This window comes from Vibrio nigripulchritudo (genome assembly GCF_027924785.1).
GTDB classification, from domain to species: domain Bacteria; phylum Pseudomonadota; class Gammaproteobacteria; order Enterobacterales; family Vibrionaceae; genus Vibrio; species Vibrio nigripulchritudo.
Genome location: NZ_AP027050.1, coordinates 989591 through 1004583, shown reverse-complemented (window position 1 = coordinate 1004583; position 14993 = coordinate 989591). Strand labels below are relative to the sequence as shown.

The 14993-nt window shown below is 46.3% G+C and carries 14 protein-coding genes; 6 read left to right on the top strand and 8 right to left on the bottom strand.

What is annotated here, in order from left to right; all coding sequences use genetic code 11:
* Nucleotide 1: 1 nt before the first annotated feature.
* The 7 genes from QMG91_RS22910 to QMG91_RS22880 form a co-directional block, all read right to left on the bottom strand.
* The gene (locus tag QMG91_RS22910; RefSeq protein WP_281832503.1) at nt 2-1429 is read right to left on the bottom strand and encodes an NAD-dependent succinate-semialdehyde dehydrogenase; all 1428 of its coding nucleotides are present in this window, start codon (nt 1427-1429) and stop codon (nt 2-4) included.
* Between the two features lie 9 nt (nt 1430-1438).
* Nucleotides 1439-2413, bottom strand: coding sequence for an aldo/keto reductase (locus QMG91_RS22905; RefSeq protein ID WP_281832501.1), 975 nt, complete (start codon nt 2411-2413; stop codon nt 1439-1441).
* 42 nt (nt 2414-2455) lie between these two features.
* Complete coding sequence (locus tag QMG91_RS22900) at nt 2456-3706, bottom strand: sugar ABC transporter permease (protein ID WP_281832498.1); 1251 nt, start codon at nt 3704-3706, stop codon at nt 2456-2458.
* Entirely contained in the window at nt 3696-4496 is an 801-nt protein-coding gene (locus tag QMG91_RS22895) for an ATP-binding cassette domain-containing protein (protein ID WP_281832495.1), read from the bottom strand. Before QMG91_RS22895 ends, QMG91_RS22900 begins: the two co-directional genes overlap by 11 nt.
* A gap of 75 nt (nt 4497-4571) precedes the next feature.
* Nucleotides 4572-5639, bottom strand: a complete 1068-nt coding sequence (locus tag QMG91_RS22890; RefSeq protein ID WP_281832492.1) for an ABC transporter substrate-binding protein — start codon at nt 5637-5639, stop codon at nt 4572-4574.
* A gap of 70 nt (nt 5640-5709) precedes the next feature.
* Complete coding sequence (locus QMG91_RS22885) at nt 5710-6453, bottom strand: FadR/GntR family transcriptional regulator (RefSeq protein ID WP_004401398.1); 744 nt, start codon at nt 6451-6453, stop codon at nt 5710-5712.
* A 256-nt stretch (nt 6454-6709) separates the two neighbouring features.
* Complete coding sequence (locus QMG91_RS22880) at nt 6710-7603, bottom strand: DUF808 domain-containing protein (protein WP_281832489.1); 894 nt, start codon at nt 7601-7603, stop codon at nt 6710-6712.
* 351 nt (nt 7604-7954) lie between these two features.
* Between QMG91_RS22880 and QMG91_RS22875 the strand changes: the two genes are divergently transcribed.
* Nucleotides 7955-8242: a hypothetical protein gene (locus tag QMG91_RS22875; RefSeq protein ID WP_281832487.1), complete on the top strand. Its 288-nt coding sequence runs from the start codon at nt 7955-7957 to the stop codon at nt 8240-8242.
* On the opposite strand, the gene QMG91_RS22870 is transcribed toward QMG91_RS22875, so the two are convergent.
* On the bottom strand, nt 8239-9690 hold the full coding sequence (locus tag QMG91_RS22870; protein WP_281832485.1) for a sensor histidine kinase: 1452 nt from the start codon (nt 9688-9690) through the stop codon (nt 8239-8241). The two genes, QMG91_RS22875 and QMG91_RS22870, sit on opposite strands and share 4 nt — an antisense overlap.
* Nucleotides 9691-9938: 248 nt before the next feature.
* Between QMG91_RS22870 and QMG91_RS22865 the strand changes: the two genes are divergently transcribed.
* From QMG91_RS22865 to gndA, 5 genes are all read left to right on the top strand, one after another.
* Entirely contained in the window at nt 9939-10955 is a 1017-nt protein-coding gene (locus tag QMG91_RS22865; RefSeq protein ID WP_022561315.1) for a TRAP transporter substrate-binding protein, read from the top strand.
* 72 nt (nt 10956-11027) lie between these two features.
* The gene (locus QMG91_RS22860) at nt 11028-11579 is read left to right on the top strand and encodes a TRAP transporter small permease subunit (RefSeq protein ID WP_281832483.1); all 552 of its coding nucleotides are present in this window, start codon (nt 11028-11030) and stop codon (nt 11577-11579) included.
* Nucleotides 11572-12894 carry a TRAP transporter large permease gene (locus tag QMG91_RS22855; protein WP_022599267.1) on the top strand — a complete coding sequence of 441 codons (1323 nt, stop codon included), beginning with the start codon at nt 11572-11574 and terminating at the stop codon, nt 12892-12894. The genes QMG91_RS22860 and QMG91_RS22855 overlap by 8 nt, the downstream gene beginning before the upstream one ends.
* A 55-nt stretch (nt 12895-12949) precedes the next feature.
* Nucleotides 12950-13459 (top strand): gluconokinase, encoded by a 510-nt coding sequence (locus QMG91_RS22850; protein ID WP_022599268.1) that lies wholly within the window; start codon nt 12950-12952, stop codon nt 13457-13459.
* Nucleotides 13456-14940: an NADP-dependent phosphogluconate dehydrogenase gene (gene gndA / locus QMG91_RS22845; RefSeq protein WP_281832481.1), complete on the top strand. Its 1485-nt coding sequence runs from the start codon at nt 13456-13458 to the stop codon at nt 14938-14940. The genes QMG91_RS22850 and gndA overlap by 4 nt, the downstream gene beginning before the upstream one ends.
* Nucleotides 14941-14993 lie beyond the last annotated feature (53 nt).

The window sequence follows — 14993 nt, the reverse complement described above, 5'->3', positions numbered from 1 at the left end:
CTTAATTCAATGCCCGCGTAATTCGTTTCACTGCTAAGTAATCGTGCAGTGCTAAGTGCGAGCAATCGCATCCGATACCCGACTGTTTGATCCCTCCATGGGGCAAGTCGATACCATACTTCACACCATTGATCTGGATTTCTCCAAATCGCAGCTGGTTTGCGCACCGCTCGGCTTTCGCCTGGTTCTGTGTGAACACATACGCCGTTAAGCCTGCTTCGGTGTCATTAGCATGATCCAGTACTTCCGCTTCATTTTCAAACTCATAGAGTGAGACAACCGGTCCAAAGATCTCTTCCTTATAAATTCGCATACTGGTATCGAGGTTTGAAAGCACCGTTGGCATATAGAAATACCCTTGTTCGACGCCTTCAGGCTTCTGACCGCCATACAAAAGTGCAGCGCCGTTTTCCACAGAATCCTTCACCAGACTATCAACACGATTCCATGCAATTTCGTCAATAAGGGGTCCCATTTCCAAATCACTTTGAATGCCAAAACCCACTTTTACCGCCTTTGCTCGCTCTACCACTTTGTGGGTAAATTCCTTCGCCACACTTTTCTGAACAAACACACGGTTGGGCGTGACACAAATCTGTCCGCAGTTGCCAAATTTCACAGCACAGACAATGTCTGCTGCCAAATCCAGATCAGAATCGGCAAACACTAACACTGGAGCATTGCCGCCTAATTCCATGGAATAACGCTTGATGGATGTGGCACCGGTTTTCATGATGTGCTGCCCGGTGGCAATGGAGCCAATCAACGTCAGCATGGATGGAATGGTGGATGACGACAAAGCGTCTCCTACTTCGGCATCATCGCCGCAAACGATATTCACGACACCTTTTGGTAAACCAATGTCATGGCACAGTTTGCCGACCAGATAGGCTGAAATGGGCGACTTGAGCGAAGGCTTAATCACAATTGGGCAGCCAGACGCCATCGCCGGACCGATTTTGAACGCCAGATTCAGCAGAGGAAAATTCCACGCCAGAAACGCTGCGACTACCCCGACAGGTTCGTGAACAAGTAGATGGGTATGTGTTCCTTCTTTATCGACCAAGGAATCGGTTCTGAAGCGCGATATCTCTTCGGCATAAAACTGTAGGCTATTGACCAGAGATTCATAGTCTTCTTTTGTGCCCGCCCAGTTTTTTCCCATTTCGATCTGAATCGCTTCGCGAAGCTCTGTTTCATTTTCTATGACGGCATCGCGAAGTTTGTTCATCCAGGACACACGCTCTGCAATCGTTGTATTTGACCAGCTTGGGAAAGCCGCCTGCGCCGCCTCTAACGCACGATTCGCATCACTTGCCGAAGCTTTGGCTATTACCCCAGAAACCTGTTCGGTCGCGGGGTTGATCACATCAAATGTACTGCCTGAATTCACCAACTCGCCACCGATGTACATGGGTAAAGTACTCATTGCGGTCTCCTAAAACGGTTTGTTGTCTGAAGTGAGATCCAGCCAGTCCACTTCCGCTTGTGTCAGGGTTAACGACGCCGCATGAAGTGAGGTTTTCACCTGTTCGGGTGTTTCTGCCCCATTGAGGGCAATCACCGGGAATGGCTGGTTCAATACATACGCCAACGCCATCTCGAACATATTGAGATTCTTATGTTGGGCAAGCTCGGTGGCTCTTTCTTTGCGTTCGAAGTTGTCATCGGAATAGAACACCCGAACCAAATCTTCATCGCTGGTGTCCTGACGGTCGCCTTTGGCAAAAAAACCGCGCCCTAATGCTGACCACGCCACCAGTGGAAAGTCATTTTGAGTAAACCACTGTTTGTCCTTTTCTGAAGCGACAACCGTTTCTGGCCAGAAGGGTTCGTTAGCTTTAGCCAGCGAAAAGTGCGGGCTCGAGCTCATCATTTCCGCTTTGCCGTTGGCACGAGCGTAATCTATTGCTTCCTGAATACGTTCAGTGCTCCAGTTAGATGCACCATAAGCACGAATTCGCCCTTTCTTCACTTCTTCGTCCAGCGCATCAACCAGTGGACCAACGGGCTGACTTAAATCATCACGATGGAACATCCAGATATCCAGATAGTCGGTTTTCAACCGTTCAAGTGATCCATCAATCGCACGATGAACGGATTCTGGGTTGACCTTTGCCCCACCCGGATGAAGCGGCGCACAATAGCCTGTGATCAGCCCCTTGGTCGCCAGCACAATATTTTCTCGTATTTCGGGGTTGGCTTCTAACCAGTCGCCAATCACCATTTCAGAGTAACCGTGCTCTTCCACCGCGCCATACACTTCGGCAGTATCGATGTAGGTGCCACCGTTATCGACGAAAGCATTGAGCAAACTGAAATCTCGCTTTTTGGTGTCTGGATGGAAAATCATCGTCCCCAGACCAATCGCCGAGACGGGCTTACTGATTGACTTTAAAGAGTAAGTTTTCATCGTCATTGTTCCTTATGATCTTTGTCCATGTTCATTTAGTACTCACGCTTTACCCGTTTTCCTTGAAAGCGCATCAATCGAAACCGCAATCAACAGAATCGCACCGGAGAACATCAATTTGTCGGCAGCACTGGCACCTGAAAGATCCAAACCATTTCCAAGCGAACCAATCACCAATGCACCCAAAATGGCATTCCAAACACTGCCGCGACCGCCGAATAGCGATGTTCCGCCAATAACGGCTGCACCAATGGCGTCAAGCAGAAGTGGACCTCCGGCAAAAGCATTGAAAGATACCGACGCATAGCGAGACGCCCCTATAATTCCACCCAGTGCAGCCATCAAACCTGTAATCGCAAATGCTGCAATTTTGATTTGGTTGAGCGAGATCCCTACTCTTCGAGCAGACTCAGGGTTGCCGCCGACTGCAAACAGGGCGCGACCAAAAGGGGTGGAAGTGGTAATCCAGGCAAAAAGAAGGGTCACACCGAATAGAATCAACACCACTAAAGGCACGCCTTTGTAGCTGTTCAAAGTCATCACCGCTGCTCCGGCGAGTACAGCAAAGAAGAGCACTTTGCCCGCGATACCAGACACCGAATCCTGTTCAAGCCCCATTTGCAGCCTTAGTCGATATTCCCTTGTTGCCATAAGCACCATAAGAAGAATGCCCGCTACTACCAACGCCCAGCCCAGCCAGTCAGGTAAACTTGTGGTGGTGATGCCCCGAATGAACGGATCGCGCACATTAATAGCGCCGTGAATGCCCAGAATCTTAAGCATCAGCCCCTGAAAACCGAGCAGACCAGCGAGGGTCACGACAAATGAGGGGATTCCGATATAGGCAACCAGACTGCCCTGAAACATACTCAGCAATACGCCCGCTCCAATCGCAACAAGGCATGCCAACGGCGCTGGTACACCCATGTTGGTGGTAAGCACAGCCAATATTGCTGCGCATACCCCAGCGGTAGCCGCTACGGACAAATCAATATCCCCAAGGAGCAGCAACACCGTAATGCCAACGGCTAATATCCCGACCACGGAACTCTGCATAAATAGGAAGTAGAAGTTTCGCGCACTGAGAAATGCAGGTTCTGTTATGCCGAAATAGGTCCATATCGCAAACAACGCAAATAGAACGGGGACGAAATTGCCAAACCTTGAGTTTCTAATCCTCTCAAACCAATTCACACTTTTTGCTGGCGAGTTGCTCCCACTTCTTGGTTGGCTAACTTTGGTTGAAGCATTGGTGCTTGAAGAGCTGGCGGATGATGTGGAATTAACTGACATGCTTCACCTCTTCTTCATGACCGCGAGTCATCGCTACGACGATTTCATCTGGGGTGGTTTCTTCGGTGTTGTAGACACCAATGTTCTCACCATGGCGCATCACGGTAATCCGGTCACACACTTCAAAGATGTCGGCAAGGTTGTGGGAGATGTATACCACCGCATGATTCGTTTCACGCAGGCGTTTGACCACATCCAAAACTTGTCTGGTCTGAGCCACACCGAGAGCGGCTGTCGGTTCATCCAGCAATACCACACTGGAATCCGCACCCACAGCGCGAGCAATGGCAATAGCCTGACGCTGACCGCCAGACAAAACCTCCACTTTGGAGCGCACCGACTTAAGCGTTTTAACCTGAAGCTGCCCGACTGCCTGTAACGCTTTCTTTTCCATTTCAAGGTGATCAAGCGGGCGAAGCGATCTTGGAAGCCAGTTCAGCCAGCCGCTGTTTACAACAGGTTCACTACCCAGAGACAAATTCGCCGCAACATCGAGATTTTCACACAGTGCCAAATCCTGATAGACGATCTGAATGCCAAGCTGATTCGCACTCTGGGGCGAATCCACTGCCACCTTCTCACCATCGACAAAAAACTGACCTTGATCGGCGATGTAGGCACCCGCGAGTGTCTTCATCAGCGTAGATTTCCCTGCGCCGTTGTCTCCAACCAGCGCCATGACTTCCCCTCGCTGCACTTCAAAATGCACGTTTTTAAGCGCCTCGACACTCCCGAATGATTTTCGGATGCCTTCGACCTTTAAATGAGGGACCGCAGCATGTTGTTCCATTGGCATTCCTCGCCTTATTTGCGTCCTTGAATGGGTGGGCTGCGCCAGAACAGACATTCTGGCGCAAACTGAGTGCTACTGGCAGAAACGTGTTTTCGCCGCTTCGCCCTGACATACATCGGATTTGCTGATCGAAGGATCATTGTCGATAACGTATGCCACGCCGTTTTCACCGACCACCGAGTAGTGCTCGACCGGAACGAAAGAGACGTCCGCATCCACACCATTTTTCACGGTGCCAGATGTCAGCGAATCAACACTTTCACCCGCTAATAGCTTGTCGACCACCTGAGCCGTTACACCAGCCATTTTGTCGAATGGTCGCCACACAGATTGTGTCTGTTGACCAAGCAGAATCAGTTGCAGCGCCTGAACGGTTGCATCTAATCCACTCACAGGAACCTTGCCAGCCATTCCCTGCTCTTCCATAGATGCGATAGCAGCGGCGGCGTTACCGTCGTTTGACGACACCACGCCCTGCACGTTGTTATCCAGTTTGGTGAGCGCCTGATCCATTGAACGACGAGCAATAGCCGGGTCCCAACCCTGAGTCCAGTTTTCATACCCAAGTTTACGCTCGCCAGAGTCAAACAGTGGTTGCAACACGTTCATTTGCCCTTGGAAGATCACCGCCGCGTTCGGGTCAGTTGGAGACCCTTTTAGCACCACCAATGTGTCCCCTTTTTTGGTGTTATCGACGATGTGCTGTGCTTGCGACTCACCGGTTTTTTCCATCGATGCCTGAATCCAGAAACTGGTGTTTTCTGAATGAATCATTCGGTCATAAGCAATAGTGGGTACGCTCGATTCCGCTGCCGAATCGGCAATGATTGCTGCGGACTCACCATCAATTGGAATCACCACAAGCACTTTTGCACCACGGGTTAATGCTTGCTCAGCCTGACGCTGCTGTGTCGCGGTATCGTTGTTGGCATTGAACACTTCCACTTTGGTGTCTGGAGAAATCTGTTTCATTGCCTGCACAAAAAAGTGCGCATCCTGACTTTCCCAACGAGGGTTCACGTTTTCTGGTAGCAGCATGGCGACAAAATCTTCTGCCAGCACAGGTGTGCTGCTCATGGCGAAAGCAGACGCCAGAGTTGCCATTGAAATCATCGCTTTGGTTTTCACGTTCCTAATCATGTTTTACTCCTGCTGTTCATTTCCCTTTGTTACAGCCCAATCGCTCTTGTGAGCGAACCGTTTTAGAACATCACTTAGTGTTTGCTTCTAATCTGTCCTTAAGCCTGTCGCTGGCATCCACCAGCAAATTCAGCATGCGATTCTTCGCTTCTTCCCCATCCCCTTTAGCGATCAGTTCGTAAACTTCGCGATGGAACGGGATGGACGATTCGTTTTCTCTTGGGTCGGTATTGGTCAGCCGAATACTGCTTAGCAGCGCTGAAAAAATGATGCCTTCAAGAGCACCTAAAAACTCGTTATGAGTGGCACGCAAAATGGAGCGGTGAAACTGAGCATCGGCGAACACAAAGTCTTCTGTCGAACTCGTTTCTTTTTCCATCGCTTCAATGGCGTGCTTGATATTGTTTAAGTCTTCTTCCGTGGCACGTTGTGCCGCCCAGTAAGCCGCCTGAGGTTCAAAGATCACCCTGACTTCCATCAGTTGAGACAAGAACTCATCGGTTGGAGGCGTTGCCTGATACCAAGCCAATACGTCGTCGTCCAGCAATCCCCAGTCATTACGAGCACGAACTTTTGTGCCAATTCCGCGCCGTACTTCCAGCAGACCTTTGCCGACAAGGATCTTAATGGCGTCCCGAACACTAGACCGACTCACCTGATAGCGTTCTGCCAGTGCCCCTTCTTCTTCCAGAAGTTCCCCCGGTTTGTATAAGCCCGACACAATGCGACGACCTATTTCCCTTGCCACCTGACTTGCCAAACTTGGCGTTAAGCCTGCTATTTGTTTTAAGTTGTAGTAAGAAAGCTCATTCATAAGATGACCTTAAACATCTGATGTTTGCGTTAATAGCATTAATGCATTTTGTTAATAAATTGATCGAGAACTTTTTGTTCACTAAACAACCAACTCTTATTGCTGAAACACGCGTCTCATTATTGGAGCGCTTTTTATAAGGGAGAGATCACTTATGGATCTTGAATTACGTCTCGGAGGCAGGATAAGAATAGAAAAAGCGCAGCCGGATAGCTGCGCTTTGGAATTACTGTAAAAATGGTTTCCTAGTGTTTCTCTAGGAAGCCCGCATTTTGCTTACTATGGTCATAATGAACACCACAAACAGACCTGCGATGAAGCCTGCCATCCCATTGAGCAGTGTAGGCAGGAACCCGTTAATAAATGGAATCGACGGGATCGACATAATCAGCGATTCGATCAAGTGATGAACAACAGGCACTCCGTGTACCACGATACCACCGCCGACCAAGAACATCGCCAGAGTACCGACTACCGTCAATGTATGCATAAGCTTGGGCGCAAATGCAACAAGCCCGTCTCCGATGGCAGAAAGAAACTCCCCTTTTCTTTGCAGATAGAAACCAAGGTCATCCAGCTTGACGATCCCTGCAACTAAGCCATACACGCCAATCGTCATCAGCAGTGCTATCACACTGACGACCAGAACCTGAGTCATAAACGGGCTTTCCTGAACCGTACCCAGTGCTATCACGATAATTTCTGCTGATAGAATAAAATCCGTCCGAATCGCACCAGATATCTTCTTTCGCTCGTACTCTTCCAGGTTTTCTACGTGCTCGGATATAGAGGTAGGTTCTTCCTCATCATTATGTTGAAAGAGCTTCTCTATTACCTTTTCTGCCCCTTCATAACACAGAAACAAACCACCAATGAGCAACAGTGGTGTAATAAGCCAAGGTGCTACAGAGCTGATTACTAATGCAGCAGGCACCAAGATCAGCTTATTCTTAAAAGACCCTTTTGCGACCGACCAGACAACAGGGATCTCACGCTCAGCTCTTACACCAGATACCTGTTGAGCGTTTAAAGCAAGGTCATCTCCCAGTACCCCTGCGGTTTTCTTTGCTGCTACTTTTGACATGACTGCCACATCATCCAAAACAGTAGCGATATCATCCAACAACGTTAAAAGACTTAAACCAGCCATAAATTCCTTCAGATAAGAAACGACATCTAATAGAATGTGCGCCGCCCAAATTGGGCAGCAATTACAAATTGTTTATGAGGCACATTGAAACCTCAAGATACAGATTATAACACTTTGTTACATTTCTAAATATCTATTTTTGGCATAACTCATTGCCGATCTATTGTTAAATAACAAACAGTTACAGAACCCTTACCCATAAGTTTGGTACATTTATCTATATTTCACTTACTTACACGAATGTGATTCCCGCATATGAAACATTTTCTCTCGTTTCTCAATCACGATTCGCTTTACTTTTATATGGAACGCTATACTATTAGGGCTATTCTAAGATTCAGGATTAAAGTCATGAAGAAAGTCTGTGTGTTTGCTCTAACTCTATTTGTCTCTGCTAATGCTCTGGCAGACATCTCGATTCCCAAAAATCGGGTTGTATGTGAAAACAACGCTGCCATGCAAAAGTTCATGAAAAGAAAAGCCGTTAAGAAAACAACCAACCTTCCTGATGATTGCCGCGTTCTAGAACGTAAACGTAAGGTAGAAATAGTGAAGGCGTTCCCAAATAAAGGGTATTTGTTGGTAGAAACCAGGCTTGGGGACAAGCTCTATGTTGATAAGGATGCAATCTCACGCTAAATTGCCGGTTTGTAAGGGAAAATCACCTCAAAAGTTGTGCCTTGGCCTGGTTCACTTTGGCAGTTGATTTTCCCTTCAAGCAAATGAGTGACCAGATTATATACAACCGCTAGCCCTAGACCATTTCTCCCCTTGCCTCTTTGGGTCGTAAAAAACGGGTCAAATATCTTAGGCAAATCTTCCTGCTCAATTCCTTTGCCCTTATCTGAAATTGCGATTCGAATATCCGTCCCGATGATCTGAGTATCAACTTCTATCCTGTGTTTATCGCATTGTTCCTGAGAGTGACAGATAGCATTTTCTATCAGATTGTTGAGCACATCGCACAGCGCCTCTCTGGAAACAAACGCCGAAATCCCCGCCTGCCCTTCTATCGCAATTTCAACGTTATCGGATGACGAGAATCCGTTACTGGTGACAATATCTTCAACCAGCTCCTTCACCATTACCGCATCTTCACGGGCTTCTTCCTGTTCTATGGCAATCTTTTTAAAACACTGGATGAGTTGAGACGATTTCTCTAGGTTCTCCTCCACCATCTCAAGGCAAGACGCCGCATTCTCAACTAACAGCTCACAACTCTTTTTGGTGAGCTTTCCTTTAGACAATTGATCATTAAAGCTCTTCACCTTTTCACGTAAGTGGGACGAAGATGTAATGCAAATACCAATGGGTGTATTTAGTTCGTGCGCAACGCCTTTTACCAAAACACCGAGCGAGACCATTTTTTCTGATTCCACCAGTTTTGCCTGAGTCTCTTCCAGAGCAAAAATGTTGTCTGTCAATTCCTCAAACGAATCTTCAAGTTGCTTGGTTCTTTTCTGTACTTGTTCTTCGAGGTGAAGATTCAGTTCATCGAGCTCTTTAGACGTTTTACCGAGACGATTGATCACCGAAACCAAAACAACAACGCCGGCTACCATCATGAAAAGAATGATCACCAACGTTGTATATTCCCGTTGCCGAATGTCTCTCAGTAATGCATTGATGTACTTCTGGTCGTCCTGAACCAGACTTGTCAGAATGTCGGTAACTTCCGTTGTTTTCGGTGACATGTAGTTAATCAGTTCTAAAGCAATAGCGTCCGAATTTCTCTTTGCTAGAGCGATGATTTCCATCCGCTCCGGGATCATCTCTTTCACCAGAATCAATAGCCATTTCACTTCCTGGTGATCAGGCATTTGCTGATTCAGATTATTAATCGACTCTTCCAGTGCTTCACTGGCGAGTATTGAGGCATCAGCACTTTCGCGTATCCGTTCCTCATCATTAACGGCTACGAGCTGTATCAGCTCTGTTTCCAACTGATTTAAAGAAGACGTCGCCATTAAAATAGCCTCTGTTCGCTTCTCAGAAAGTGAAATCGTTTCTTCCGCTTTGATGTTCAGCCGAATCAGGGAACTCGTTGCCCAAATCACTAGCACCACAAGAAGCGCTAAAACAATCATCGACACTCTTAGCATTTTGTCTTTTCTGTTATTTAAAATGCTCATTTTTTCTAATCAGCTCAGAATTACGCACTGTTTTGAGTATAGATAAAATTATCGGTAGTTAAGAGATTGAGCTAAATTTTAACCAATGTGATCTACTTCAAAGACAACCACATTACGTTACCGGTAACATTTTTATCACAACGTTACCGGTAACATTACAACAATAGCCGGGACATATGTGAAACTAAAAAGGGACGTCCTTAATGAAAACACTACCTAAAACGCTCATCTCTACCTTTGTTGTAGCAGCTATGTCTTCAACCGTATTTGCTGCTGATTTCAATCTCAAGATTCAGTCTTCAGACCCTTCCGGCGACAAGAACTTTCAAGTTCAGCAGGAATGGGTTGAAAGAGTAGAAAAAATGTCCAATGGCAGAATTGATATTGATCTTTTGCCCGTTGGCGCTGTTGTGAAACATACGGAAACCCTTAACGCCATTAAGATTGGTATTCTGGATGGACATGTAACGGCAACTGGCTATTTCTCGGGTAAGGACCCTGCATTTGGTCTCATTGGAAACATGGTAGGAGCCTGGTCCGATACTACTCAGCTTTTGCAATACATGAACTATGGTGGTGGCAATGAGCTTATGACTGAGTTGTACGCCCCTTATGGTGTTCAATTTGTGGGTGCATCTACTACAGGCGTAGAGTCGTTTGTATCAAAAGTGCCGCTAAATGGAGTGGCGGATCTGAAAGGTCTTAAACTTCGTGCACCTGAAGGATTGGTGCAACAAGTATTCGCAGCTGCCGGGGCAACACCTGTTAATTTACCTGGGTCTGAAGTCTTTACTGGTTTGAGTAAAGGCGTTATTGATGCAGCAGATTACACCGTATTTTCCACTAACCAGAAAGCAGGGATGAATGATGTAGCTACTCATCCTGTGCAGCCAGGCTTCCACTCTTTGCCACTTATCGATATTTCCGTTAGCCAGAAAGTTTGGAAGAAGATGCCAGAAGATCTGCAAACTATTTTGAAAACATCGGTTCGAGATTTTTCTTATGATATGACGACTCAATTGAAGATTGCTGATCAGGCAGCGGTCAAAGAAGCATCTGCCAACCCAAAAATCACCATTCACGATTGGTCAGCAGAAGAGCGTAAGAAATTCCGTGAGATAGCGAAGAGCCAGTGGGAGGTATTTGCCAAACGATCTCCTAACGCACAAAAAGTCTATGACTCAGTCACCACGTTCTTGGAAAACAACGGTCTGCTGTAATCACAATGGGCAAGCAGACCTTGGTCCTGCTTGCTTTTTTTGAAACGTTTTTAAACGTGGAATTTTTGCTGTATGAAATCGCCCGAAAACGAATTCGCCACCGACGATGCACCCAAAAATGCACTTGATCGCTGGATTATAAAAATCGGTAACCTGCTAAGCCTTTTGTTTATTTTTACCGTAGCCATTTCTTTCTATGAAGTATTGATGCGCTACGTTTTCAATTCACCAACCACATGGGTTCATGAAACCGCTTCCTTTTTAGGTGGTTCACTCTTTGTTATTGGTGGATTATATGCCTTCGCGATGAACCGACATGTCCGTGTGGTTTTGATCTACGACCACGTTTCCCCTAGAACTCGCCAATACCTCAATATTGTTCACCACATTGTGGGGTTATGTTTCGCGGGGATGATGGCTTACGCCGCTTATATTATGGCTTCTGAAGCCTGGTTTGCACCTTGGGGAGAGTTTCGGCTCGAAACTTCTGGATCCTCTCTGAATCCTCCTTACCCTGCGTTACTGAAAGGTATTATTTTTGTCGCTCTGTGCGTACTAACGTTGCAGTTTATTTTGCACTTGATCGCTGAAATCATCGGTTTAAGGAAGCGTGATCATGTTTGAATTGTCTTCGATTGGAATTGGCTGGGGCAGTCTGTTGATGCTCGCCATCATGATTGCCCTGCTTCTAACTGGTATGCAGCTTGCGTTTGTTACTGGTTTTGTCGCCCTATTTTTTACCTTGGGATGGTTTGGTATAGATGCCCTCCCCTTAGTAACTAGCCGAATGTATGGGTTTGTCGACGGTTATATTTTCTTAGCTGTACCAATGTTTGTTTTGATGGCAGCGCTGCTAGACCGTTCAGGTATAGCTAAAGATCTCTTCGATGCCATGAAGTCAGTGGGGCGAAAAGTGCGAGGAGGTGTTGCAGTTCAAACTCTTTTTGTTGCGGTACTGCTTGCTTCAATGTCAGGTGTAATTGGCGGTGAAACCGTACTCTTGGGTATTTTGGCTTTGCCGCAAATGCTTCGCTTGGGTTATGACAGAAAACTCGCTATCGGCACTACTTGTGCTGGTGGGGCATTAGGCACAATGCTTCCTCCAAGCATCGTTTTGATCATCTATGGTTTGACGGCAAGCGTGTCTATTGGTGACCTGTTCAAAGCATCATTCGTACCCGCTTTCATGCTGGCTTCTTTCTACATTATTTATGTATTGGTGCGATGTAAGCTCAACCCTAGTCTTGCGCCGTTGCCAAGTGCTGAAGAATTAGAGCAAGATCATGCCGATACGCCAAATTATTTTAAAGCTCTATTCTTCCCTCTTCTTTCAGTTGCTACCGTTCTTGGAAGCATCTATACCGGCGTAGCTTCCGTTACTGAAGCTTCGGCCCTTGGTGTCGTCGGTATTATGATCAGCGCCATTGTCCGAAAAGAGATGTCCATAACCATGTTAAAGGAAAGTGCAATCGCGACAATGCGCACCTGCGGTATGATAATGTGGATCGGAATAGGCGCATCTGCTTTGGTTGGAGTGTACAACCTAATGGGGGGAATCGACTTCGTCGAGGAAACCATTCTGTCACTCAGTGGGGGTAACCCAACTGTAACTTTGCTGATTATGATGGTCATCCTCCTAGTATTGGGCATGTTCTTAGATTGGGTAGGCGTTGCTTTGCTCACCATGCCAATCTTCGTACCAATCATTAACAGCTTGGGTTACGATCCAATTTGGTTTGGTGTAGTTTTCTGCCTTAATATGCAGGTTTCATTCTTGTCCCCGCCATTCGGACCCGCAGCATTTTACTTGAAGTCAGTAGCACCAAAGGACATCAGTCTCGGAGAAATTTTCACTTCTCTTCTCCCATTCATTGGACTACAGATTCTGGCTCTAATTCTGGTTATCGCCTTTCCACAACTGGCCCTTTGGTGGCAATAGATTTAAGAATAATATCAACGCCAGATGTCGATCTGGCGTTAAGGAAACATGTTGAATGAATACCAAAAAAATACTGGTTATGGGTGTATCGGGATGTGGTAAAAGCCTAATTGGAAAAAGGCTTGCAGAAACGCTTAACCTCAAATTTTTCGACGGTGACGACTACCACAGCGCAGCCAACATTGAAAAAATGCAGCAAGGCATTCCACTATCCGATGAAGATCGATTCGGCTGGCTGCATTCGTTGAACAAATTATTTGTTTCTCACGACAACGCCGTCATTGCCTGCTCGGCTTTAAAGCCAGATTACAGAGACATTCTTCGGACCAACAACGAAGATGTCACCATTGTTTACTTACAAGGCAGTTTTAACACTATCTGGTCACGTCACAAGAGCAGATCAAACCATTATTTCAATGGCAGGCAGATGTTGGAAAGTCAATTTTCTACTTTAGTTGAACCCAAGCCAGGCGAAGCCATTGTTATTGATGTATCTGTGAGCGCTGATGAGGTTCTGGAATCGGCGCTGGCACAAATAAAAAAAATCCGTGGAGAGATGCAATGACCCAACAAGATTCAAGTATCTGTATGGTTGGATTGGGCGTAATGGGTAAAAGCCTGACGCTTAACCTAATAGATAATGGATACTCCGTAGTAGGATTTGATCGAAATGCAGAGAATATCGCTAAAACGCACCGTGAGGCTCGCACTTTAGATAACCTAACGGGCTTCGTCCCCGCTCATAGCTTTCAAGCACTGGTTGCTCAAAGCAAAAGCCCGAGAATCGTCTTTCTATCAGTTCCAGCTGGTCACATCGTAGATGATGTTGTCCAAGCTCTTATTCAGGCTGAATTAACGAATGAAGATATTGTCATTGATACGGGCAACAGCCTGTGGACTGACTCCTGCTCTCGTGAAGTTCGTTATAGCGGAAAAGTTAAGTTTTTTACTACTGCTGTTTCCGGAGGCGAGCAAGGTGCGAGATTTGGACCTTCGTTAATGCCAAGCGGTGACAAACAAGTTTGGGAGTTTGTGCGTCCAATTTTGCAGTCAATTTCAGCAAAATGTAGTGACAGCGTCACACTTAATGTCAACTCCAACGTTTCCCCTTGCTGTGAATACATTGGACCTGTTGGGTCGGGTCATTATGTAAAGATGGTTCACAACGGAATTGAATACGCCGACATGCAACTTGTCTGTGAAGCCTACCAGTTGATGAAGGACGGTATGGGGCTCACAACAAACGAAATCGCTGACACATTTGAACAGTGGTCACACACCACCCTATCGAGCTATTTGCTTGAAATCAGCGCAGACATCCTTCGTCAGAATGACCCCAAAAGTGGCCAGCCATTTGTTGATATGGTACTGGACACCGCTCAACAAAAAGGCACCGGGTTATGGACAGCAGTCAACAGTTTAGAGCTCGGGTGCCCTGCACCTAGTCTATCGGAAGCCGTGTTCGCTCGAGCAATCAGTGCGAGAAAACCTCTTAGGGCTTCATTCCAAAAAAACTACCTTAAACAGAAACTGAAAAGTCCCGAGCGATCTCTTACTGTTCAAACTCTAGGTGATGCTCTGTTGTGTGCCAAAATTGCTATTTACGCTCAGGGGTTTGACCTGATTAGAACTGCCGCTTTAGAACAAAACTGGGATTTAAATTTCGCTGGTATTGCCAATATCTGGCGAGCAGGCTGTATTATCAGAGCAGAGATCCTAAGGTTAATCTCAAACGTCTATAATCAAGACCCAGTCCTTGAAAACCTTATGCTAGCCTCGGATATTAAGAAGCTTATCGAAGCAAGGGAAGTCAGATGGAGAAAAACCATTGGGTTTGCTATCGAAAGTGCAATTCCCACCCCTGTTTTAACTTCTTCTCTGAATTATTTCGACAGTATGTGTTGTAGCGTTCTGCCCGCAAATCTATTGCAGGCTCAGCGAGATTATTTTGGTGCTCATGGATACCAGAGAGTGGATGAAACTGAATCCAAAACCTTTCATTTGACTTGGGAGTTAGAAAATAGGCAAGAAGTAGAGATACCCTAATCTTTCGAATCTAAAAATCACTTGGATGTATCAATGGTCATCTCAGAATAGAA